We start from the raw sequence: 22,378 nt of genomic DNA on the forward strand, positions 1-22,378 counted from the left end.
TCGCATTGGGATTCTCAGATAGAAATATATATTTATTACTGAAGAGACGAAATTTTATAACATGGGAGGCGGCGACAATCTACCGATGCGCACGATCACGGTTGTCGCCGTCGTCCTCGTGACTGGGCTGTCGGGGGTGCTTCTCGCCTCCACGACCGCGGTGGCGAGCGACCCGCCCCTGGCCGATGCCGGCCTCGATCAGACTGTCACACCGGGCACGACGGTACACCTCGATGCGAACGGCTCACGCGATCCGGATGGACAGATACGGTCTGTCCAGTGGAGTATCGACGGGCCGGCAGGGAGTTCGGCCACACCCGACTGTCGGTCCTGTCGGCAGACGACGTTCACACCGACGACTGTCGGCCAGTACAACGTCACGCTCAGGGTCACCGACGACGACGGACACCAGCGGTCGGACACCCTTCGGGTCCTCGTCGAACCGGACGGCGGACCGACTGTCTCGGTGACCGGCCCGAAGACGACGAGTTTGCGGACCTCGACGACGTACAGGGCGGTCGTCTCCGCCGGCACCACACAGCTCGATACGCTCGCCTGGGTCGTCGACGGCACGCTCGTCCGTCGAAACTCCATTGCCGGGAACAGCACCACGTCGACACTCTCCCAGCGATTCACCGCAACGGGACCGACCACCGTCCGGGCGGTTGCCTACGACTCGGCCGGCCGTCAGGGTAGCGCCATACGCCGGGTGACGGTCCTTCCATCCGGTCGCCTGCCGTCGCCCAGACCCGGACCGGCTCCCGGTCCGTCACCCTCGCCGGGACCGCCGTCTACACCGTCGCCTGGACCGCCGTCTGCACCGTCGCCCGGCCCGGGGCCGGGTGGTCCGGGCCCGTCGCTCAGCGTGACGTCGCTGACTGCGCCGGATCGAACTACCGCAGGGACGGCCGTCCCGATTACGGCCATCGTCGAGAACGCCGGCGGCGCCGACGGACGGTACACGGCCCGGCTCCGTGTCGACGGTACACCGATCGCCAGCCAGACGATCGCCGTCGATGCCGGTGACTCGGAGAGTCTCGCCTTCGACCACGCGTTCGCTCGGCCGGGCAACTACACGGTCAGCGTCGGCAACCGATCGACTACCGTCCGTGTGGTGCGGTCCATCTCCAACGGCAGCGGGCGGATATTCGTCGACTCGATCCAGGCCCCCAGCCAGGTTCGGCGCGGGACCCGGACCACGATTCACGGGGTCGTCGTCAACACGGACACCACGGTCCGGACACTCGATGCGACGTTCGCGATCGACGGCTGGACCCACCGAACGCGATCGGTCACGGTGTCTCCCGGCGAGACCGCGCTCGTCGACTTCGAGTACCGGTTCGACGCGACCGGGCAACGGACCGTCAGTATCGAAAACGAGTCCGAGACGGTCACGGTCGCGGCGCCCATCGACCCGCCGGAGTTCCAGGTCACCCGCCTCGAAGTTCCCAACCGATCGCTCGATGTCGGCGAGACGGGGGCCATATTCGCGGACGTGCGCAACACCGGCGACAGAGCCGGACGGTACCGAGCGACGCTACTCGTCGACGGCACCGCGGTCACGACCAAGCAACGCTGGCTCCGGCCCGGTGGGACCAAGCGGATCGGGTTCGCCCGGTCGTTCTCGAATGAGGGTACCCACACCGTCCGTGTCGGCTCGCGCGCCAAGTCGATACAGGTTGCCGACCTCCGTGACGTCTGGGTCACTGACATCGACGCCCCGGAGGCGGTCGAGAGCGGCGAGCGGTTCGACGTCGACGTGACCGTGCGGAACGTCGACACGAAACCGCGACTCACCGACATCCCGCTGTATATCGGCGGCGACAAGGTCGGTACGAAAACCGACGCGGTGTTCTACCCCGGGACGTGGAAGACGCTCACGTTCCGGAATCAGCACATTGAACACCGTGGCGCCTTCGAACGGAAATTCGAGATCCGCTCGCGGTTCCGGAGTCGAAACATCACTGTCGTCCCGCCAACCCCTGACAGTGGCGGCGGGAACGCCGGCTCGAACTGCGACGGTGGATACGTCTGGACCGACGACGACGGCAACGTCATCGGCTGTCTGGACGCGAACAGCACCGACATCCACTACAGCGACGACGGCGAGGATGTCTGGATCGACGCGAACGGGAAGGACGGACTGCAGATCTCACGCAACAACATGACCGTGACAATCATGAACGAAACAGAAGTCGATTCGTTCGGTGGTAAAGTTCCTGGAGAAGTGGTTGAAAAAGAAAAGAATAAAATCGTCGATCGTGATATAGAAAATAACTCTCCAGATGTGAATTCCCCCGATAGAAATTCACCAAATTATAACCCTGGGCCGGAATTTAAACCAGGAGATGATGGTGATTGCGGTGCTATGGGTTGCAGTACGTCTCCCCCAAGTACCGATAGTGGAGAATCAGATGATGGTGATGGGTGCCTGCCTTCGGAGATCTGGTGTAAGGGGAAACCTTAATCACTATGAAAATGGCCATTCGAGTGGTTGCTGTTGTCCTGATGATTTCTGTAGCAGGTTGCAGTGGAGTAGGGCTAGAAGCTAATACTCCAACGTCGACGCAGACGAATCATCCTACTTCGACTCCTCCAACACCCGACACTGTTACCCCAGCTCCTGATACCGTTTCCCCAACGATAAAAAATACTGAAACACCCACCTCCACTACTGCGAAAAAGACTGAAATAAAGACTAAATCACGAAATGAGACGCTCGGAGAAAGGTACGTGAAATATAAAGAGTTCTCTAAAAATTATATCGGATCTCTAAATGACACACTGAATATCTCTGTTGAAACTGTGGATATTGACCCTGACGCCCGTAGAATTCGAGTCGTTCATCGTGCTCCGACAAACAACACCACAAAATATATTCTAGAACAACAACTTCTGCTGTATTCATATCAACGAATAATTGATCGTTATGCAGAAGACGAGGGAACGTTCAAACATGTCGACCGTTCCTGGGTCCCTCGCACGATAAACGTCACAGTTCGAACGCAAGACGGCCGACTGTACGAACGAGCATACATCAAGTACAAGTGGGGGTTATGGCGAGCGAACGGGGAGATCTCCGAACGTAAGTACCAGTTCTTCTACATCGGCGAGGCGAAACCCGGCCCGGCACACCCCGAGGAAGGGATATAGGGGCCGGGAGCATCCCGCTCACTTGTCACCTCTGTCCCACTCGCGCTGTGGAACCGCGCCGTTGGACGAGGGACAGAGACAAGAACTAGCCAGTTATACAGGCACGTATGAGAGCGAAGCCGGAGTATCGCGACCGGGACGACGCGGAGGTCGCGGTACTGGATGCCCTCGCGGACCGCCACCAGGAGGGGATGACGGTGTTCGAACTCCGGTCGCGCGCGGACGTCAACATCGACCAGATCGAGGGGGCACTGGCCGCGCTGAAGGCGGACGGGCTCATCGAGGTCGACGACGACGGGGAGCGGACGGTCATCCGGCCGGAGGAACACGTCATCGGGACGCCCTCGCCCGACGAGGACGAATCGCTACTGGAACAGCTACGACGGCGGCTGCCGCTGTAGGTCGGTGTGTCGCCGTCCGGTCGCTGGCCACTGGCGGCCGTCACACTGGCCAGCGACAGTATCAGTCGTCGGCCGGCGTCGCCGCACAGTTGTTCGGACCGAGTTCGAGTTCGAACGCTTCGTCGTCGTCTGTCTCGGCACGGCCGAGATTGATGTCGATGATGCGCTCGAAGTTGGCCGGTTGTGGGGGCATGTCGGCACAGATCCACTCGACGAACGGCTCGCGGGCCATCCCGAACGCACGGAGCCGGTCACGGAGGTCGCCCAGCCGGGCCGTGTAGGTCCCGTCGTCGGCCGGCGTAGTCCGCTCGCCGTGGTGGCCGGGGGCGACGAGGGTGTCGGCCGGGAGTGCGTCGAGGCGTTCGGTCAGCGTCTCGTGGAGGTCGCGAGCGAGGTCCGCGGCGCCGTCGCTGCCGGCCTCCAGATCCGGGCGGGCGACGCTGTCGAGGAAGACGCTGTCGCCGGCCAGCAGGACGTCGCCGACGCGGAAACCGGTCATCCCGGTCGTGTGGCCGGGCAGCGGAACCGGGTGGAGCGTCGCCGAGCCGACGGTGAGCGTCTCGTCGGAAGCCAGCGCGGCCACGTCGAAGGTGACCCCGCGGTCGACCGCGGCGGCGGGCAGGATCGGTTCGACGTCGTGGTCGGCAGCCAGTCGGCGGACACCGCTGACGTGGTCGGCGTGAACGTGCGTGTCGATGGCGTATTCGAGCGTGGCGCCGTCGTCGCGAGCGTCGGCGACGTAGCGGTCGGCGAAGGCCCGGAGGGGGTCGACGACGGCGGCCGCGCCGTCGCTGACGACCAGATAGCCCAGGCAGCCCGATGAGGGGCGCTGGTACTGGTGGACGGTCGCGTCGTCACACGAGACGGCGGCGGTCTCGTAGAGGCGCGCCCAGCCGTCCATCCCGTCGGCGAGGTTCCGGGCGTCGATGTCGTGGTCTTCGAGGAGGCCGGCGACGAAGGCGCTCCCCTCGCCGCGGCCACAGACGACGGTGATGGGGGCGTCGCCCGGGAGGTCCGCGAGCAGGGGGTCGACGTCGCCGGTCACCGAGGCCTGGATGAACTTCGAGAGCGGGACCTGCGTGGCGGTCACCGACGGGCCGTCGATGTGCCACTCCTCGTATTCGTCGCGGTCGCGGATGTCGAGCAGTCGGATCGGGTCGCCGGCCTGCAGTTGCGCACGGAGCGCTGCTGGGGTAACTGAGGGGGCGTCCGTCGGGGGGTCGGGGTTCGAGTCGCCCATACTCCCCGTAGGAGCCTCACGGCGATAAAACGGGCGGAGGGTCTTTGCCGTCGCCGGCCGGAGCTATGGTATGGACGTCGAGGAAGTCATCACGACCGTTCGCGACGAGCAGGCGACCGAACTGGACCGGCTGGGTTCGGACAAGGTGCTCATCGCCGCGACGGGGGCGACACTCGAAGCCGACGCGGTCCGCGAGGCTGCCGCGACGCGCGAACACGCGCTGGCGACGGCCCTCGACGCGTGGGCCGACGAGACCGACGGCGCGGTCGGGACAGCCTTCGCCGAGGCGGCGGATGCGGCCGCCGAGCGGGCGATGGCGGTCGACGCTGCGCCGGGCGATCCAGACGCCTTTGGGGAGTACCTCCAGCAGCTCGACGGTGACGCGTCCCGTGTCGGGGCCGGCCTCGTCGCCGCCGCACTCGTGCTCGACCGGTTCTACCTGCAGGTGGTGAGCTTCTTCGTCAACGAGGCAGACGAGGCCGGCGCCGACCTGGCACGCGATCTCCGTAGCGGGGCCAGCGATCTGCAGGCCGCCCGGAACGCACTCGGAGCGCTCCCGGAAGCGGACCGCGAGACGGCACGCGACGCGGCTATCGAGGGCGTCGGGGTCGCCTACGCTGCTTATGCCGACACGCTCGCGGAGCTGGGACTGGACCCGAAGCCGATCTGCTAGTCGAGTCGGTATGTCGCGACCCGGTTGGCCGCGTAGAGGAAGCCAGCCGTGGCGGCACAGGCGGCGAGGACGACGGTGCCCATCAGCCCGCCGACGAGCCCGAGTGACTGCGGGATGGCGACGGGGAGCGGGCGCCCGACGACCAGCAGGAAGGCACCGGCGACCGGCGCGACGGCGGTCCCCAGGACCAGGAAGTACAGTCCGAACGCCCAGCTGCTGGGGACGACGACCTCGCGGTCGCGGACCGACGAGGACTCGAACTTCGGGAAGACGACGCCGGCACCGACGGCGATCGCCGGCGCCGTGACCGTCACGACGAGGCCGGCGACGAGCGCGACGCCCAGTGCGAGAGGGCTACTGCCGGCGGCGATACCCAGACCGACGACGAGTAGCGTCGTCGCGACGACACCTGGAAGGAGCCCCGCGAGCACGAGCCCGGTGACGAACGCGCGGCCGGAGACGTTGGCGGTGAGCGTCAACGGGAGGACGCCCTCCTCGCCGCCCAGGGGGTTCAGCGTGAACGCCGCGCCAGCCGTGGCACCGCTCGCGAGGCCCGCGGTCAGCGGTAGTGTCGGCGGGACCCGCCCGTCGAGGAGCGCCTGGAGCTGGAACGCGAGCACGAAGAACGGGACCAGCGCGAACTGAACGGTGATGGGCGCGCGTCTCGCCCGGCGCCAGGACTTCTGTGTGACCGCCAGAGTCGCCTGTGAGACGTGGCCGGCGAGCAGTCTGTCGGAGAGGGTCTGTTCGTCCTGATCGAACTCGTGGTCGGGCTGGACCGGGTCGGCGTACCAGACCCGCTCGGCCAGGCCCAGCAGCCCGACCGCGAGCAGCGGTACGGCGGTCACGACTGTCCCGACCGACACGACCGCGGCGGTCGGGTCGCCGCCGGCACCGGGAACCGCCAGCAACACCGCGTCGGCGAGCCAGGACAGCGGCGACTCGGTCGCCGCCTGGAGCGCGCGGGCCTGGACCGACGGCATCGTCGAGAGCGCCACCCAGCCGACGGCGAGACACAACGAGCCGACCAGCCCTACGCTCGCGCGGTGTCTGGCGACGAACGGGACCTGTCCGGTGACGAGCTTCACGAGCAGTCCCAGCCCGAACCCGACCTGTGTTCCGAGTACTGCGGCGGGAACCAGCACGCCCGGGACGACGAGGAGGGCGGCAGGGGAGCCGGCTCCGGCAGCGAAACCGACAGTAAGTGCCGCGAGCGGGACGGCCAGGGCAAACAACACGCGGAGGAGTTCGGCGACCACGGCGCCACCGAGGACGTCCTCGTAGGGAACCGTCGTCAACAGCCCGTCGAGCGCGTCCGGCTCTGCAGTCCGTTTGAGACTGTGCTGGCCCGTCGAGAAGACGACGATACCGAACACGCCGAGCGGTACCCCCGTCAGGACGAGTCGCGCCGCGTCGAACCCGTCGCCGGCCAGCGACCGGCCGAAGTAGAAGGCACCGCCGGCACCGAGAAGGCTGTAGACGAGCAGGCCCAGTCCGCCGAAGAGCAGTAGCAACACCCCCCGCGTGCTCCCCCTGAGGTTTCGCACTGTGCGGCGCAGTTCCGTCCGGGCGACGAGGCCGACGCGGCGTGGGTCGGGCCGTCTCATTGCCGGTCACTGGTCACCGCCAGGAAGACATCTTCCAGTGTCGACCCCGACTCGACGCTGTCGGTCAGAGCTGCCGGCGACCCCTCGGCCACGAGATCCCCCTCGTGGAGAACCCCGACAGTGTCGGCCAGTTCTTCGACCACGGGGAGGATGTGTGTCGAGAGGAAGACCGTCGTCTCGGCGGCCGCGACCTCGTCGATGGTATCCCGGACCGTTCGGGCTGCTCGCGGATCGAGCCCGCTGGTCGGTTCGTCCAGAAAGAGGACGCTCGGTTCGTGCAACAGTGCCTGGACGAGTCCGAGCTTCTGTTTCATCCCCTTCGAGTAGGTCTCGACCCGTCGGTCGGCGTCCTCGCGCAGGTCGAAGCGGTCGAGCAACGACTCGACGCGCTCCCAGTCGTCGTAGCCGCGCAGCCCGGCGATGTACTCCAGTTGTTCCCGGCCGGTGAGTTCGTCGTACAGCGGCGGCTCCTCGGGGAGAACGCCGATATGCTCGACGACGCTGGCCCGGTCGGTGACCGACTCGCCGGCGACGCGTGCGGTCCCCGAAGTCGGGTCGGTCAGCGTGGTCAGGATACGGATCGTCGAGGTCTTGCCGGCGCCGTTGGGGCCCAGGAAGCCGAACACGGAGCCCTGGGAGACCGTCAGATCGAGGTCCTCGACGGCGACAGTGTCACCGTAGCGTTTGGTCAGCTCCACCGTCTCGATAGCCGGCGGGCGTTCGGACTCGGGGGCGGCCATACCGCAACGCCGGGTCCGGTGCTGCAAATGTCTTGCTCATACTACCGGCTATACGCACGTGACGGTTTTTGCCACCACAGAGTGACAAAAACCGTCACGAAGGGATAGCCTGCAGTATCACTCTCGGCGACAACAGCACCTATTTTACGCACGGCCCGGAACTTGATGTATGGCCGGTGAGGGGGAGACGAGAGACAGCCACCTGCGAGACCGGGACGGAATCAGCCAGGCGATGGCCATCCTCGGTCGGAAGTGGCATCCACTGCTGATCACGACGCTACTGACCGACGGGCCGCTGGGGTTCAACGAACTGAAGACGCGACTGGACGGCATCTCCGACAAGGTGCTCTCGGAGTGTCTGGACGAACTGGAAGAGCGTGGGCTTGTCGCCCGCGAGGTCATCGAGGCGAAACCGGTCCGGGTCGAGTACTCGCTGACGGCCGCCGGCGAGGAACTGGAACCGGTCATCGACGACCTCCGCGAGTGGAGCCGCGAGCATCTCGATACCGTCGATACCACGCCGTAGCTCAGGCCGACGCCTCGTCCTCGCTCTCCTCTTCGGCCCCGTCGTCGCCGTCGTCGTCCACGATCTCGATCCCACGGTTGTTGACTGCCGACGGGTCCAGCCCGACCTCCTGCAGGAAGTTCTTGTACTCGCGCTCGCACTGTTCGGCGTCCTTCTGGCGGTCGCTGGCCCGGTCACACAGCGCCACGAGGTCCTCGGGGACGTCGTTCGTGTAGACGATCCAGTGGTTGATGAGGTCCGAGAGCCGGCGGATCGGCGAGGTGAAATGTCCGTAGATCTCGAAGTTCAGGGCGTGGTGGCCGCCGAAGGGGTCGTTCATGTACTTCGCGCGTGGCATCACCTTCATCACGGCCCACTGGATCTTGTCCAGCTGACGGCCGGGTGCCTGTTCGAGCGTGGCGTTGACGGCCTTCCGGGGGTCGTCCCAGGTGCTGCCGGGGATCGAGACGCCGTCGAGTTCCTGGATCTCGACGAGCGCTTCGTCCCACTCGTCGGGACTGGGCTGTGGGTGGACGCGGTACATCGCCTCGACCCCGCGGTCCCACATCAGCTCGTGTGTGACGGCCTTGTTGGCCTTGAGCATACACTCCTCGATGATTGTGTGGGCGCGGTCACGGGCCGGGTTGAGCACGAGCGAGCCGTCCTCCTTGCGCTGTTCGTGCATCCGGTCGGCCAGTTGCCAGACCAGTTCTGTCTTCTCGGCCAGATCGACCGACTGGTCCTCCAGCAGGTCCGCGGCGCTGTCGGGGTCGTCGAGCAACCGCTCGGCCTCGGTGTAGGTCAGGCGGGCGTCGCTCTCGATGACGGACTTGTAGATCTCGATGTTCTCGTAGCCCAGATTCTCCTTGTCCAGATGCATCTCGACGGTGTGGGCGAGGCGCTCCTCGTTGGGGACCAGCGAACAGACGGTCTCGGCCAGCACCGGGGGAAGCATGTGGATGGTATAGGCCGGGAGATAGACGGTGTTCCCGCGCTCGACGGCCTCTTCCCACATCGCCGTCTCGGGGTTGACGTAGTGGGTGACGTCGGCGATGTGGACCCAGAGGACGTACTCGTCGTCGCGCTCCTCGACGGAGATGGCGTCGTCGAAGTCCTGGGCGTCGATGGGGTCGGTCGTCCAGGTTGTCATGTCCCGCAGGTCCTCGCGCTCGTCGATCTCGGACTGGATCTCGCTCTCGACGTCCTCGGTCCGTGCTTCGGCCTCGTCGAGCACTTCCTGGGGGAACTCGTCGCGGATCCCGAACTTCTCGAACAGCTCTTCGCGCTTGTTCTCGAGGTGGCGGGCCATCTCCTCGTCGATCTCGACGGGGCCCTGCCCCTCGGCGGTGCCGGCCGCCGCCTGGGCGTCGTCGTCAGTCATGAGGCCGGCTACGACCAGGGTGTAGTTAGGACTGTCGGGGCGCTACCGTTCGACGTTGCGCTCTTCGGAGAGTTCGCGATACCGTTCGAGGAACGTCTCGCGGTCGGTCTCGCCGGCGCCGGCGGCGTCGAGTGTCGTCTCCAGGCCGTCGCGTGGCTGCCGACAGAGGTCGCCGAAACAGTCCGTACAGAAGAACTCGAACTCCTTCTCGCGGCGTTCCCACCGGTTCCCGTGCTTGTCGTACTCGCGGGCGTCCGACCGTGCGACGGTCTCACCGCACCCGATGCAGGTCACCGTCTGCGGGTCGGTCCGGGACCCGAACATACTCGTCGGTAGCGACTGCCGGGTAATAGCCTTTCCCCCGTGGCCTGAGAGCAGGCCACACGTTTATCCACCAGCGTACGGTAGTGTCAGTATCGCCACACCGGTGGCCGGACCTGGAATGAGGGCACCACAGACACTCGCACACTCGACGTTGGACACACTGCCGATGAACATCGCCGTCCTCGACGAGGACGGGATCATCCTCTTTACCAACCGGTCCTGGCGGGAGTTCGCCGGGATGGAGGACGAGGAGCTACAGGGTGCCGACTACTTCGAGTCGACCGACGTCGAGGCCGACGAGTACGCGGCGGAGGCGGTCGCGGGTATCAAGTCCGTCATCGCCGGCGACCGGGAGCTGTTCACGCTGGAGTATCCCTGCCATTCGCCGGACGAGAAACAGTGGTTCCTCATGCGTGTGGTCCCGCTCCCACAGGACGACACCGGAAGCGTTGTCGTCGCCCACATCGACATCACACAGCGGAAACTCGCGGAACGGGCGGCCGAGCGACGGAACGAGCAACTGGAAGCCGAACGGGAGAACCTCCAGCACCTGCTCGGTCGGATCGATGGCCTCGTCCAGGCCGTCCTCGACGACGTGATGACCGCCGATTCACGCGAGGAGGTCCAGCGAACGATCTGTGATCGGCTCGCGGCGGTCGACTCCTACCAGTTCGCCTGGATCACGGCGTTCGATATCCGCAGCGAGACCCTCGAACTGGCCGCCGCATCCGGTGACCGGGCAGGGATCGATACGGTGACGGTCGATATCGAGGACGAGGATCCGGTCGCGGCCGCCGCTCGGACCGAGACGCTCCAGACGACGACGGGGGCGTTCGACGGCGTCCACGCGACGCTGGCGGGTGTCGCTACCGGCTCGCTCGCTGCCGTTCCGCTCGTCTCCGGGGAATCGCTCTACGGTGTGTTGACCGTCTACGCCGACGACCCCGACGCGTTCGACTCGCGAGAGCAGGCGATCCTCGGACTCGTCGGCCAGGCTGCGTCGACCGCCATCGACGCCATCGAGACCAGTCGGGTCCTGACGGCGGACAACGTGACGGAACTCGAACTGTGCGTCGCCGACGAGGACATCTTCTTCGTCGCCGTGGCGACCGAACTGGGCTGCCGGATGGAGTACGGTGGCAGCGTCGCCGATTACGACGAGACGGTGATGTTCTTCAACGTCACGACCGACGATCCGTCCGCGGTGTGCGCTGTCGCGGCCGACCACCCGCAGGTCTCGGCCGTGACCCACGTGTCGACCGGCGAGGAGACCGCGCTGTTCGAGTTCACGGTCGCCGACCCACCGGTCGTCTCGCTGCTGGCCGACAGAGGTGCTGAGACCCACGATATCGTCGCCGAACCCGGCCAGGCGACGTTTACGACGACGCTGCCCGCCGAAACAGCGACCCGTGCTGTTGTCGAACACACCCGGGACCACTACCCCGAGACGGAACTGCTCTCGGTCCGGGAACGCGACGAGCCACCGGCGACCAGGCAGGCGTTCCTCGCCTCGCTGGAAGACGACCTGACCAACCGACAGCTGACGGCACTCCGGAAGGGGTTCCTCGGTGGGTTCTTCGACTGGCCACGCGAGGTTTCGGGCGACGAACTCGCGGACTCGATGGACATCTCGCCGTCGACGTTCCATCAGCACTTACGTGCCGGCGAACGGAAACTTCTCGCGGCCGTCTTCGAGACCGGGTGAGCCGCCGTCGTCGCCGCCGTCCAAAGTAGTTGGGTACACAGCTTAAAGTCATACTGGCACTATTGGTACCTAGATGACGTGTCATCTGGGTTCCAGCGACCCGTGCCGCCGAGTTCGAGACCCAAACGCCGCGGTCGCCGGGTCCAGAAACACCACGAGACCGCTGTGGGCAACCGCCTCGACTCCCCGACGGACTCCCTCGGCGACGAGGTCCGAAGTACTACTTGCGTACTAACTGATACTATAATTCAATGCAATCTGACAATATCCAGGCCAGCAAATCCATCCAGCAACGAACGGGCCGAACGTTCCACCTCGCCACGCGAGTTCTTCCCGAGCGAATCCGTCACCCGACCTACGTGATGTACGCGTTCTTCCGCGTGGCCGACGAGGTGGTCGACCAGCGCGACGGGCCGCCACCGACGGTCCAGCACGAACGTCTCGAGGAGTTCCGCGAGATGGCACTGGGGAATCGCCCACCGGAGGACTCGGACGAGGGGGCGGTCCTGGCGGCGTTCCAGCAACTCCGGGAGGAACACGGGATTCCCGACGAGGAGATCAACGTCTTCATCGACGCGATGGAGATGGACATCGCCCAGGCTCGTTACGAGACGTTCGAGGACCTCCGGGAGTACATGCGCGGGTCCGCTGTCGCCGTCGGTAACATGATGACGATGGTGATGGACCCCCCGGAGAAGGAGACGGCACTCCCGCATGCACAGGCGCTCGCCGAGGCGTTCCAGTTGACGAACTTCCTGCGGGACGTCCGCGAGGATATCCACGACTACGGCCGGGTGTATCTCCCACAGGAGACGCTCGAACACCACGACGTCACGGAGGAGCAACTGGCCGATGCCGAGGTCGACGACGGATTCCGTGCGGTGATGCAGACGGAACTGGCTCGCACCGAGGAACTGTACCGCGAGGGCGTCGCCGGCATCAGGTATCTCCCCGAGGACTGCCAGTTCGGCGTCCTGCTGTCGGCGGTCCTGTACGCCGAACACCACCGGCTCATCCGTGACCGTGCATACGACGTGTTGACGGAGACACCCGAACTGACCCGGCGGCGGCGGTTGTGGCTGCTGGCTCGCACCTGGTGGCACTGGCGGCGCAACGGCGACCCCGAGGCGACGTTCTACGCGGTCAGCGCCGTCTCCGAGCAGTCGCCCGGCACGGTCCCAACCGAGATCGCGAGCCACAGCCACCCAACCTGAGGCGGTTCCGAGACGTCCACCGGGCCGATGACAGCAGGACTCACCTATCTCCAGTTCCACGCACTGTTCGTCGTCCCGGTGCTGGTCGGACTGGCACTGACCGCGAGCTACCGCCTCGGGGAGCGACGGACGGTCGTCTCGGGGACGGCCCTGCTCGCCTTCCTCGCGCTGGTGTACACGACGCCCTGGGACAACTACCTCATCGGCCGTGGCGTCTGGTGGTACGGCGAGGGAACTGTCCTGGTCCGTGGGTTTCGAGCGCCACTGGGTGAGTACCTGTTCTTCCTGTTGCAACCGTTCCTGGTCGGGTTCTGGCTTGCTCGCTTCCGCGTGGATACGACGCGGCCGCTTCGGACGCCAGCCCGTGTCAGAGCTGTCGGTCTCGTGGGGGCAGCCCTCGTAGGAACTTTCGGGATACTCCTGCTCGGACGCCCCGGTGGCCTGTATCTCGGCTCGCTGCTGGCGTGGGGAGCACCGATCCTGGCGATCCAGTGGACCTTCGGCTGGCCATTCCTCGTCCGGGAGTGGCGCACCGTCGCCGTCGGGACGGTCGTCCCGACCGTGTACCTCTGGCTCGCCGACAGCGTCGCGCTCGCACTGGACATCTGGTCGCTCTCGGACCGGCACACGACGGGACTCGTCCTCCCTGGCCTCGGACTTCCCATCGAGGAGGCCGTCTTCTTCCTCCTGACGTCGCTGTTCGTCGTCCAGGGACTCGTGCTCTACGTCTGGGTGGTCGACAGATGGTCCTGACGGCGGTCTCCTCCCAGCCCGTCCGGGATCGGCTTCGACGCGTGGGGATGAATCCTTCGTGGGTAATAGCAGCCACAGCGCTCCCGTTCCTCGCAGGGCTGTCGGTCCCGGCAATCGCTCAGTACGTCCCGCTGGTGGTCAGTGTCGTCGTTCTGGGACTGCCACACGGTGCGGTCGACCACCTCGCGGTCGCCCGTGCGCGCGGGCAGCGACCGGACTGGCGAGCTATCGCACGGGTGGTGGCGCTCTACGCGGTCCTCGGTGGTGCCTACGCGGTCGCCTGGTTCGTCGCGCCCGCGCTCTCGTTCGTCGGCTTCATCGTGCTGACGTGGTTCCACTGGGGACAGGGCGACCTCTACGCGCTGGTGGCACTGGCGGGGGCCGACCACCTCCGCTCGACCGCACAGCGCCTCGCGACGGTCGTCGTCCGGGGTGGATTGCCGATGCTCGTCCCGTTGCTGGCGTTCCCCGCGTGGTATCGGCAGGTCGCGACCGACCTCGTCGCGCTGTTCGCACCGGGCGCGGTCGCGGCCATCGAGTGGGTGTTCCAGCCCGGTGTCAGAACGGCCCTGGGCGTCGGATACGGCCTGTTCGTGGTCGTCACGCTGGCGGTCGGATACGCCAGAGCGACGGAGCGTCGGCCCTGGCTCCTCGACGCGGGCGAGACACTGGGGCTGATTGCGTACTTCGCCGTGGTCCCGCCGGTGCTGGCCATCGGCGTATACTTCTGCCTCTGGCACTCGCTGCGGCACGTCGCCCGGTTGCTCGCCGTCGACGAGCGCGCGACCGACTCGCTCGCGGCCGGCGACGTCGTCGGTGCGTTCCGCCGGTTCGCCCGCGACGCCGCCCCGCTGACGCTGGCGTCGTTGGCGCTGCTCGGTGGCCTCGCCGTCGCCGTTCCGAACCCGCCCGAGACTGTCCCGGAGGCCGTCGCACTTTATCTCGTGTTCGTCGCCGTCGTCACGCTGCCCCACGTCGTCGTGGTGACACTGATGGATCGGGAGCAAGGCGTCTGGTCGTAGTCCGTCCGGACCGAGCAGGAGCAAGGCGTCTGGTCGTAATCCGTCCGGACCGAACAGGAGCAAGGCGTCTGGTCGTAGTCCGTCCGGACCGAACAGGAGCAAGGTGTCTGGTCGTCGTGCTGAGAGACGGCAGAAAACGGGACGTCGTTACTTACCCTTGCCGCGGTTGGCGCGCAGGGACGGGCGGGTCTTCTCGGTGCCCTTGCCCTTCGTGCCGAGGCCGCGGTTGCGCTTACCGGCGCCGGTCAGGCCGCGGAAGACGCGGGCGGTGTGGTCGTCGTCACAGATCCACGAGAGGTCGTCGTCGTTCTGGATGGCCGGGTGCTCCGGGTCGACGAGGATGATCTCGTGCCACTTCTGGCGGCCGTCCTGGCCGACCGAGTAGCTGTTGAGCACGCGGAGGTTCGGGTAGACGCGCGCGGCGCGTTCCTCGGCGACGCGCTGGATGTCCTTCCGGCGGGTGATGCGGGTCACGCCCTGTCGCTTGGACCGGCGACCGGCTTTGAACCGCTGCTTGCGGGCCCCGCCCTTGCGGACGGAGACGCGGGCGACGACGACGCCCTGTTTCGCCTTGTAGCCCTGCGAGCGGGCCTTGTCGAGGCGGGTCGGGCGCTCGATGCGCTCGACGGCGCCCTCTTCGCGCCAGTCCTGCTGTCGCTGCCACTGGAGTTCTGCGAGCTTTCCGTCGCCTGGGTTCTTCCAGGCGTCTCGAATGTAGGAGTATGCGCTTCGTGCCATGGATATCTCACCACGGGCGTTGTGTGGTTCAAGTCCCGAGTGGGACTCACATCCCGACCTGCACATGCAGGTGCCCGCTGGTGCCCGTCCGCCAGCGAGTTATCGGCTGTTCCCCGTTGATGCCCTTAAGATGTTCGAACCAGCGCGGGTGTGGTAGTGAGTATTGTAGTCTATCTCCGGATAGCGCCGACCGGCCGGTCGGCGCGTACCGGTACAGTGCTACAATATTCACTACGAGCCGCTCACGAGAGCGTCACGGACACGTCGGGCATCTCGCCCAGCAGGCCGCCGAAGGCCATCTCGTAGCCCTCGTGGCGGGCGGTCTGTGGCTGTGCCGTCACGGAGAGCGCGAGTTCGTCACCCGACGCGACGCTGTCGACCACTGCGCCGTAGTGATAGCCCAGGTCCGGGTCCAGCGTCCGCTGGAATCGGCCGTCGTACACCGTCTCGCCGCTGCTTTTCAGCGTCCCCGACAGCCCCATCGCCGGAATCACCATCCCGTTGTACCGGGTCCGTGCGGAGACGGCGACGTACGGCCCCGACGCGTCCAGACCTTCGGGGGCCGCTTCGAGCGTGGTCACGACCAGCCTGGCGTCGTTGCTCATCGGACTCCCCCGTACCGTCCCCGGCAGTTCGGCCTCGGTCGGGGCCAGCGAGTCCGGCAGCATCTCCATCTGCATCGGTTCGAGGGCACCGGCCTCGCCGGCGTTGTCGAGGGTCCGATACATGATCTCGTCGCGGGTGGCCTGGCTGTAGGTGAACGGGATCTCGGCGGTCGTCGGCTCCGCGAAGCGGTCGGCGAACGACCCGGTGCGACGGGTCGACATTGCCCCGACGCTGAGGACGACGCGGTAGTCGCCGTCGCCGTCGAGCCCGAAGTTCGCCCCGTAGTGAAAGCCCATGGGCTGAGAGAGCATCGGGTAGATGGCCTCCTGGGAGACCAGCGACTCGCCCTGGTATATCTCGACGGTCAGCCCCGTATCGGGGAGGACCATGCCGGTCTCGGGGTCCCAGACCGCAGACATCAGGTGGACGTCGTCGTCGGAGCCGATGGGTGTCATCGAGCCGGAACTGCCGTTGATGTTCCAGAACCGGTGTGGGTAGCTGTACATGAGCCCGAAGGCGTAGTCGCCGGACTCGGTCGTCCCGACCATCTCCATCCCCTCGACGTGGGTCGGGTAGTAGATGGCGTCGGGACGGTCCTCGACCAGCGGTGGGGCGCGGGTACTCTGTGTCTCGAGCCCACCGAGACAGCCGGCGACCGCCGCGAGCGTCGCGGTGCTGCCGGCCCGGAGGAACGTACGGCGATCCATAGGAGGGCTTGGCACTGGCCGATAAATACGGGTTCTGGTCCGATCGTCGAATCGCCTCGATCCGCTTGACAGAATCAGTGGTCTGTCGGCGGGTTCTTATCGGCTGAGAACACGGGGGGCCGTTATATGCAGGGGACACAATGTACCGGATATGCCACGAGTGGTCGCCAGTGACGACCCGATGATCGACGTAGACCTGCTCCGCGACGAACTCGACGCCGAGGTCGTCGCCGCCGACACGACTGACGAGGCCGCCTTCCGCGACGCGGCGATGGGTGCCGACGCCGTCGTCGTCGACGTGAACACGCCGGTGACTGCTGCCGTGCTCGACGAGCTGTCCCACCTCCAGATTGTCGCCCGCGCAGGTGTCGGGATCGACAACATCGACGTCCCGGCAGCCGCTCGTAACGATATCACGGTGACGAACGTCCCGACCTACTGTACCGACGAGGTCGCGACCCACACCGTGACGCTCCTGCTCGACTGTATCCGCGACGTCGCCGCCTACGACCGGGACGTCCGGGCGGGGACGTGGAGCTGGAACCGTGGCCGGGAGATCCACCGGCTCGCCGGCCGGACGCTCGGACTCGTCTCTTACGGTCCCATCGCACGCCGGACGCGCGAACAGCTCCGCGGATTCGACCTCGATATCGTCGCGTACGACCCATACGTCGACGCCGACGAGATGGCCGACGACGACGTCGAGAAGGTCGACCTCGACGACCTCTACGAGCGGTCCGACTACGTCTCCCTGCACGCGCCCCTGACCGAGGACACCGAGGGGATGGTCGATGCTGACGCCCTCGCGGCCATGCAGGACCACGCCGTCCTGGTCAACACCGGCCGCGGCGGCCTGATCGACGAGCAGGCCCTCGCCGCGGCACTAACCGAGGGTGAGATCGCCGCTGCCGGACTGGACGTCCTTCGGGACGAACCCCCCGCGGACGACAACCCGCTGGTCGGGCTCGACAACTGTATCGTCACGCCGCACGCGGGCTGGTACTCCGTCGAGGCCCGTGAGGAACTCAACGGCACGGTCGCCGCGAACCTGCGTGCGTCCTTCGCCGGCGAGACGCCACCGGACCGGATCGACCCCGAAACCGACTGGCTGTGACGACGTGATGGCGACGCCGCCGTCTGTCAGCACGGGATTTCTCCCTGGTACGTGATGGCGTATCAAACGTACTAACTTATATCACAGCGACGCGTCAGTATCGTCATGCAACACATACGATTAGCTACACTTCTCGTGGTGCTGACCGTCGTCATCGCCGGCTGTGGCGGGGTCGGGGTCGGCGACGGCGCATCGAGTAGCGACGGGGCGAGTGGTGGCGACGGTAGCGCGAGCGATAGTGGCAGTGATGGCGCATCGAGTAGCGGTAGTGACGGTGCGTCGAGTAGTGGGGGCGACGGCGGTAGCGACGACGCAGCGGACGACGAGTTCACCGTCGGTGACGGCGATAGACTCCTCAGAGACGCCGGAAGTTTCACCGCCGACTGGTCGTACGCTATCACCGAGAGCAACGGGAACACCAGCACTGTGACCAACTCCTACAAGGTCAACCTCGAGGACAACCGTTCGTACGAAGCGTTCGAGACCACCGGCGAGGACGGTGGCATCGCCTACGAGTCGTTCTTCGCGGACGGCATGACCTACACGAAGTACGGTGACGGCAGCGAATCGTTCTACCAGGTGATGCCCCAGCAGACGACCGTCTTCGACAACGCCCGTGACCGGGCGCTGTACGACTACGACGAGTTCGAGGAGGCGCAGTTCGTCGGCACGGAGCAGTTCGACGGCGTCACCGTCGACCGCTACGAGTACTCCGACCCGACCGTCTGGCGGAACTACGGCGCCGGAGCCTGGGGCTCCGACGAGGACGTGACGGTCACGGACTTCACCGTCGTCGTGCTGGTCGACAAGGACGGGCTGGCACGCTCGACCGAGTGGACCGTCTCCGGCCAGACCGACGACGGCAAACCCGTCTCGGCCACGTGGTCCTACACGCTGACCGACGTCGGGTCGACCAGCGTCGAGGACCCGGACTGGCTCGCCGAGGCCAAGGCACAGGCACAGGGCGCCTGAGTCGCTACGCGCCCTCGTAGGAATTTAACCAGGCCGTGACGGTCCGCTGGAGTGCGCCAGTGGTCGTCCCCAGGTTCAGCAACTGGTAGCCGTTGTTCGCCTTCTCGTTGACATCGTCCATCCCGAAGCCCAGGCCGCCGACGGGGACGTCCGCCTCGACGGCTGCCGCACGGATCGTCTCGACAGCGTCCAGCACCGCCGGATGTTCGAGTTCGCCCGGATGTCCGAGCGACACAGAGAGATCGAGCGGGCCGATGAAGACGAACCCGAGGTCCGGCACGGCAAGGATATCGTCGATGTTCTCGACGGCGGTGGCCGTCTCGACGGTCACGCCGACGAGCGTCTGGGCGTCCTCCGTCTCGACGTAGTCGCCGGCCAGCCCCCACCGTCGCGCACGTGGCGCGGCCAGCCCGCGGTCGCCGGGTTCGCCGTCGTAGCGGAACCGTGCCGAGCGGACCGCCCGCTCGACCTCGTCGGCCGTCTCGATACGTGGCAGGAAGACGCTCCGGACGCCGATATCCAGGGCCTTCCGGAGCAGGGTCGGGTCGGTATCGGGCAGGCGGACGAGTATTTCGACGCCGCTGCGCTCGCCCGCGCGCAGGAGGTTCTCGATGGTCTCCGCGTCCCAGGGGTCGGGACCGCCGTGTTCGAGGTCCAGCCAGACGTAATCGACGCCCAGATCGCCGTAGAACTCCACGAGCGTCGGGTTGTACGTGTTGTCGAGGATGCCGAGTGCGACGCCACCGTTCTCTAGTCGCTCCCGGAGCCCGTTGGTCCGCTGTGGTCGCGCCATAGCTAATCATGTCGGCTGGAGATAATAACCGCATCGACACGGCGCTACTGTCCGGGGAGCGGACAGAGACTCGCCGTCAGGACCGCCACGTCGTCGGTCTCGTTGCGTGCGCCGTGGACCTGCCCCCGCTCGTTCAGGACGACGCCGGGGGCCGTGACCGTCTCCTCGGTACCGTTTCTGGTCACAGTCACCGTCCCCTGGAGGACGTGGAAGACGTTCGTCGCGTCGGCGTGTTCGTGCGGGGCGATACTGGCACCGGGTCCGAGCGCGAACGCCTTCACGAGGACGTCGTCGGTCACGGCCAGTTCCGCGTCGACGACTGTCCCCGGGTCCGGATCGAGGGCAGCGTCACCCAACAGTTCGAGTGTCATACCGGCCGGTCGACCGGCGCCGAGTTAAAGCCTCCCAGCGTCGGCCTGATATCGCTCCTTTCGCACGTCGGCGATCAGGTCCGAGAGCACGTGCACGTACAGCGTCAGCCCCACGATCACTGCCCAGGCTGTCACTCCCAGGGCGACGAGTCCGCCGACGGCGAGGCCGCCGATGAGGACGTGACTGAGCAACCGCTGGAGCGGCGTGAGGTCGCTCTCGTCGAAGATACGGTCCTGGCCGGTCACGACCAGGAGGGGGTCCGCGAGGACGCGCCGGACGTTCTTCGCCGACCCGGTGACGAGCCAGGCCACCAGGAAGTGATCGAAGTCGATGCCCACACCGACGACGACGACGACCGCGACCAGGACTGCGGGGTGGCCGGGTGGCTCAGTGGCGACAAGGAGGGCGACAGCGAGTGCGAACGACAGGAGCGCGTGATCCCGCGAGTACACATCCGGAGGTTAGCGCGGCGCGCTCATAAACGCGGCTCTCGTACGGATCACTCCATCGCGTCGTCGAGGAACGAACGGGCCTCCGCGAGCAGGTCGTCGGCCGTGTCGGGGTCCCGTGATTCGGCGGTCACCCGGACGAGTGGCTGTGTCCCGGACGGGCGCACGAGGAACCACCCGTCGTCGGTTCCGACCCGCAGTCCGTCGAGGTCGGTGACGTCGTCGTAGCGCTCGCGCACCCGTGTCTCGACGGCGTCCATCACCGCGTGTTTCCGGTCGGTCTCGACGCTGGCCCGGCGGATCGGGTACCGGTCGATGCGGGCGATCCGTTCCGAGAGGGGGTCGGCCGCCGCCAGAACCGCCAGTTTCACGGCCGCGAGCGGGCCGTCCGGACAGAACGTCTCGTCCGGGAAGATCCAGGCGCCCGACGGTTCGCCACCGAACGCGACACCCTCGTCGCGGGTCCGTTCTGCGACGTAGACGTCGCCGACGCGGGTGCGGACGACCTCTGCGCCGACCGCGGCCAGTGCGTCGTCGACCGCCAGGCTGGTGTCGACCGGTGCGGCGACCGCTTCGCCGTCGCCGGCCTCCTCCCGCCCGAACATCGCCAGCAGGAGGTCCCCGGGGACGAACTCGCCGCCGTCGGCGACGGCCATCATCCGATCCGCGTCGCCGTCGTGGGCAATTCCGAGGTCGGCGTCGACCGCCTCGACGGTCCTGGCGAGCGTCTCGCAGGTCTCGGCGGTCGGTTCGCTCGGACGCCCGGGGAACCGGCCGTCGGGCTGTGCGTTGAGCGTCTCGACGTCGGCGCCGAGTTCGTGGAGCGCGTCGGCGCTGACACCACCCATCCCGTTGCCGAGGTCCACGACGACGGAGAGACCGTCGACGGAAACGCCCGCCTCGTCGGCGGCACGCCGGCCTGCGTCGACGAGTGCATCCCTGTGGACGGCGCTCGCGTCGGGCCAGGAGCGACAGACCCCCTGCTCGTCCCAGGGCGCGAGGTCGAACGCGCCGTCCGCGATACGGGCCTCGATCTCGTCCTGCTGTGCGGTCGAGAACGCCTGTCCCGACGGCGTCCACAGTTTGAGGCCGTTGTCGGGCGAGGGGTTGTGCGAGGCGGTGACGACGATGCCCGCGTCGGCGTCGCGGTGGGCGATACCGCGTGCGACCGTCGGTGTCGCTGCCCGGCCGGCATCGAAGACGTCCGTCCCGGTCTCCTGCAGGCCGGCGACGACGGCGTCCCGGAGCATCCGCCCGGAGTCGCGTGCGTCCCGGCCGATGACGACGCTGTCGGCGTCGGTCCCGACCGCACGGCCGATATCCAGCGCGACCGCCGCGGTAATCGTCTCGCCGACTGGGCCACGGACACCGCTCGTTCCGAACATATCGGGCAGGAAGGCGGCCCGAACCTTAAATTGGCCTGGGCGGAGGATGCGTCGAGCGCCCGCTGTCTCCCGGACACCGACAGGTTCAGGGGACGTTCGGTATATCTCCGCGTATGACCGAGCGGCACCTGCACGCGACGGTGAGTCTCCGGGGCGTCCTCTGTACGCCCGACAACGACGCGCTCGTCCTGCGGCGTGCGAGCGACGGCGGCTGGGAACTGCCCGGGGGACGGCTCAACGCCGACGACGAGGACGTGACCGACGGCCTCCGTCGGGAGATCCGCGAAGAGACGGGCCTGGATACGACGGTCCACGAACCGGTCCACGCGGTCTCGTGGCGCAACGACGCCGACGAGGACCGGTTCGCGGTCTACTACCACTGCAGCGTCGACGACCGTTCGGTCACCATCAGCGACGAGCACACGGCGTCGGACTGGGTCCCGGTCACGACTGCGGGGGACCGACTCAGCGACCCGCAGGCGACGGCGGTCGACCGTGTCGTCGACCGACTCGCCGAGAAGTGA

23 protein-coding genes are annotated in these 22,378 nt (G+C 66.6%); 12 read left to right on the top strand and 11 right to left on the bottom strand.

Annotated features, from left to right (window positions below; translation table 11 throughout):
• The first annotated feature begins 85 nt into the window (after positions 1–85).
• The 3 genes from Hhyl2_RS16035 to Hhyl2_RS16045 all read left to right on the top strand — a co-directional run bounded on the left by Hhyl2_RS16035 (position 86) and on the right by Hhyl2_RS16045 (position 3,554).
• A complete protein-coding gene (locus Hhyl2_RS16035; RefSeq protein WP_483551764.1) occupies positions 86–2,467 on the top strand; it encodes a CARDB domain-containing protein in 2,382 nt (793 codons plus the stop codon).
• 23 nt (positions 2,468–2,490) lie between these two features.
• Positions 2,491–3,153: a hypothetical protein gene (locus Hhyl2_RS16040; RefSeq protein ID WP_483551765.1), complete on the top strand. Its 663-nt coding sequence runs from the start codon at positions 2,491–2,493 to the stop codon at positions 3,151–3,153.
• A 107-nt stretch (positions 3,154–3,260) separates the two neighbouring features.
• Positions 3,261–3,554, top strand: coding sequence for a DUF6432 family protein (locus Hhyl2_RS16045; RefSeq protein WP_483551766.1), 294 nt, complete (start codon positions 3,261–3,263; stop codon positions 3,552–3,554).
• A 61-nt stretch (positions 3,555–3,615) separates the two neighbouring features.
• Here the strand turns inward: Hhyl2_RS16045 and Hhyl2_RS16050 are convergent, their stop codons facing one another.
• Complete coding sequence (locus Hhyl2_RS16050; RefSeq protein ID WP_483551767.1) at positions 3,616–4,794, bottom strand: MBL fold metallo-hydrolase; 1,179 nt, start codon at positions 4,792–4,794, stop codon at positions 3,616–3,618.
• 70 nt (positions 4,795–4,864) lie between these two features.
• Here Hhyl2_RS16050 and Hhyl2_RS16055 point away from each other — a divergent pair, with 70 nt between their 5' ends.
• A complete protein-coding gene (locus tag Hhyl2_RS16055) occupies positions 4,865–5,467 on the top strand; it encodes a transcription antitermination protein (RefSeq protein ID WP_483551768.1) in 603 nt (200 codons plus the stop codon).
• Here the strand turns inward: Hhyl2_RS16055 and Hhyl2_RS16060 are convergent.
• A complete protein-coding gene (locus Hhyl2_RS16060; RefSeq protein WP_483551769.1) occupies positions 5,464–7,074 on the bottom strand; it encodes a hypothetical protein in 1,611 nt (536 codons plus the stop codon). The two genes, Hhyl2_RS16055 and Hhyl2_RS16060, sit on opposite strands and share 4 nt — an antisense overlap.
• Positions 7,071–7,814: an ABC transporter ATP-binding protein gene (locus tag Hhyl2_RS16065; protein ID WP_483551770.1), complete on the bottom strand. Its 744-nt coding sequence runs from the start codon at positions 7,812–7,814 to the stop codon at positions 7,071–7,073. Before Hhyl2_RS16065 ends, Hhyl2_RS16060 begins: the two co-directional genes overlap by 4 nt.
• Positions 7,815–7,983: 169 nt before the next feature.
• On the opposite strand from Hhyl2_RS16065, the gene Hhyl2_RS16070 reads away from it, so the two are divergent.
• Positions 7,984–8,340: a winged helix-turn-helix transcriptional regulator gene (locus Hhyl2_RS16070; protein WP_483551771.1), complete on the top strand. Its 357-nt coding sequence runs from the start codon at positions 7,984–7,986 to the stop codon at positions 8,338–8,340.
• A gap of 1 nt (position 8,341) precedes the next feature.
• Here the strand turns inward: Hhyl2_RS16070 and Hhyl2_RS16075 are convergent, their stop codons facing one another.
• Entirely contained in the window at positions 8,342–9,700 is a 1,359-nt protein-coding gene (locus Hhyl2_RS16075) for an RNB domain-containing ribonuclease (RefSeq protein ID WP_483551772.1), read from the bottom strand.
• A 42-nt stretch (positions 9,701–9,742) separates the two neighbouring features.
• Positions 9,743–10,024 (bottom strand): DUF7562 family protein, encoded by a 282-nt coding sequence (locus Hhyl2_RS16080; RefSeq protein ID WP_483551773.1) that lies wholly within the window; start codon positions 10,022–10,024, stop codon positions 9,743–9,745.
• A 118-nt stretch (positions 10,025–10,142) separates the two neighbouring features.
• Between Hhyl2_RS16080 and Hhyl2_RS16085 the strand changes: the two genes are divergently transcribed.
• The 4 genes from Hhyl2_RS16085 to Hhyl2_RS16100 all read left to right on the top strand — a co-directional run bounded on the left by Hhyl2_RS16085 (position 10,143) and on the right by Hhyl2_RS16100 (position 14,718).
• Positions 10,143–11,729, top strand: a complete 1,587-nt coding sequence (locus tag Hhyl2_RS16085) for a bacterio-opsin activator domain-containing protein (protein ID WP_483551774.1) — start codon at positions 10,143–10,145, stop codon at positions 11,727–11,729.
• Positions 11,730–11,980: 251 nt separating this feature from the next.
• Complete coding sequence (locus Hhyl2_RS16090; protein ID WP_483551775.1) at positions 11,981–12,943, top strand: phytoene/squalene synthase family protein; 963 nt, start codon at positions 11,981–11,983, stop codon at positions 12,941–12,943.
• Between the two features lie 27 nt (positions 12,944–12,970).
• On the top strand, positions 12,971–13,696 hold the full coding sequence (locus tag Hhyl2_RS16095) for a lycopene cyclase domain-containing protein (RefSeq protein WP_483551776.1): 726 nt from the start codon (positions 12,971–12,973) through the stop codon (positions 13,694–13,696).
• On the top strand, positions 13,687–14,718 hold the full coding sequence (locus Hhyl2_RS16100; RefSeq protein ID WP_483551777.1) for a Brp/Blh family beta-carotene 15,15'-dioxygenase: 1,032 nt from the start codon (positions 13,687–13,689) through the stop codon (positions 14,716–14,718). The genes Hhyl2_RS16095 and Hhyl2_RS16100 overlap by 10 nt, the downstream gene beginning before the upstream one ends.
• A gap of 147 nt (positions 14,719–14,865) precedes the next feature.
• Here Hhyl2_RS16100 and Hhyl2_RS16105 read toward each other — a convergent pair whose 3' ends face one another.
• Positions 14,866–15,456: a 50S ribosomal protein L15e gene (locus tag Hhyl2_RS16105; protein WP_483551778.1), complete on the bottom strand. Its 591-nt coding sequence runs from the start codon at positions 15,454–15,456 to the stop codon at positions 14,866–14,868.
• Positions 15,457–15,698: 242 nt separating this feature from the next.
• Complete coding sequence (locus Hhyl2_RS16110; protein ID WP_483551779.1) at positions 15,699–16,769, bottom strand: DUF7350 domain-containing protein; 1,071 nt, start codon at positions 16,767–16,769, stop codon at positions 15,699–15,701.
• Positions 16,770–16,920: 151 nt separating this feature from the next.
• Between Hhyl2_RS16110 and Hhyl2_RS16115 the strand changes: the two genes are divergently transcribed.
• Positions 16,921–17,883, top strand: a complete 963-nt coding sequence (locus tag Hhyl2_RS16115; protein WP_483551780.1) for a C-terminal binding protein — start codon at positions 16,921–16,923, stop codon at positions 17,881–17,883.
• A 105-nt stretch (positions 17,884–17,988) separates the two neighbouring features.
• Complete coding sequence (locus Hhyl2_RS16120; RefSeq protein ID WP_483551781.1) at positions 17,989–18,855, top strand: DUF7537 family lipoprotein; 867 nt, start codon at positions 17,989–17,991, stop codon at positions 18,853–18,855.
• A 4-nt stretch (positions 18,856–18,859) separates the two neighbouring features.
• Here Hhyl2_RS16120 and Hhyl2_RS16125 read toward each other — a convergent pair whose 3' ends face one another.
• From Hhyl2_RS16125 to glmM, 4 genes are read right to left on the bottom strand one after another with little or no spacing between them, the layout of a single operon-like run.
• Positions 18,860–19,648 (bottom strand): HpcH/HpaI aldolase family protein, encoded by a 789-nt coding sequence (locus Hhyl2_RS16125; protein WP_483551782.1) that lies wholly within the window; start codon positions 19,646–19,648, stop codon positions 18,860–18,862.
• 44 nt (positions 19,649–19,692) lie between these two features.
• On the bottom strand, positions 19,693–20,019 hold the full coding sequence (locus Hhyl2_RS16130) for a cupin domain-containing protein (protein ID WP_483551783.1): 327 nt from the start codon (positions 20,017–20,019) through the stop codon (positions 19,693–19,695).
• A 24-nt stretch (positions 20,020–20,043) separates the two neighbouring features.
• Positions 20,044–20,472, bottom strand: coding sequence for a hypothetical protein (locus Hhyl2_RS16135; RefSeq protein ID WP_483551784.1), 429 nt, complete (start codon positions 20,470–20,472; stop codon positions 20,044–20,046).
• 47 nt (positions 20,473–20,519) lie between these two features.
• Positions 20,520–21,854 carry a phosphoglucosamine mutase gene (glmM, locus tag Hhyl2_RS16140; RefSeq protein ID WP_483551785.1) on the bottom strand — a complete coding sequence of 445 codons (1,335 nt, stop codon included), beginning with the start codon at positions 21,852–21,854 and terminating at the stop codon, positions 20,520–20,522.
• Positions 21,855–21,967: 113 nt separating this feature from the next.
• Here glmM and Hhyl2_RS16145 point away from each other — a divergent pair, with 113 nt between their 5' ends.
• Entirely contained in the window at positions 21,968–22,378 is a 411-nt protein-coding gene (locus Hhyl2_RS16145; protein WP_483551786.1) for an NUDIX domain-containing protein, read from the top strand.

It is taken from the genome of Haloarcula sp. H-hyl2, assembly GCF_056934385.1.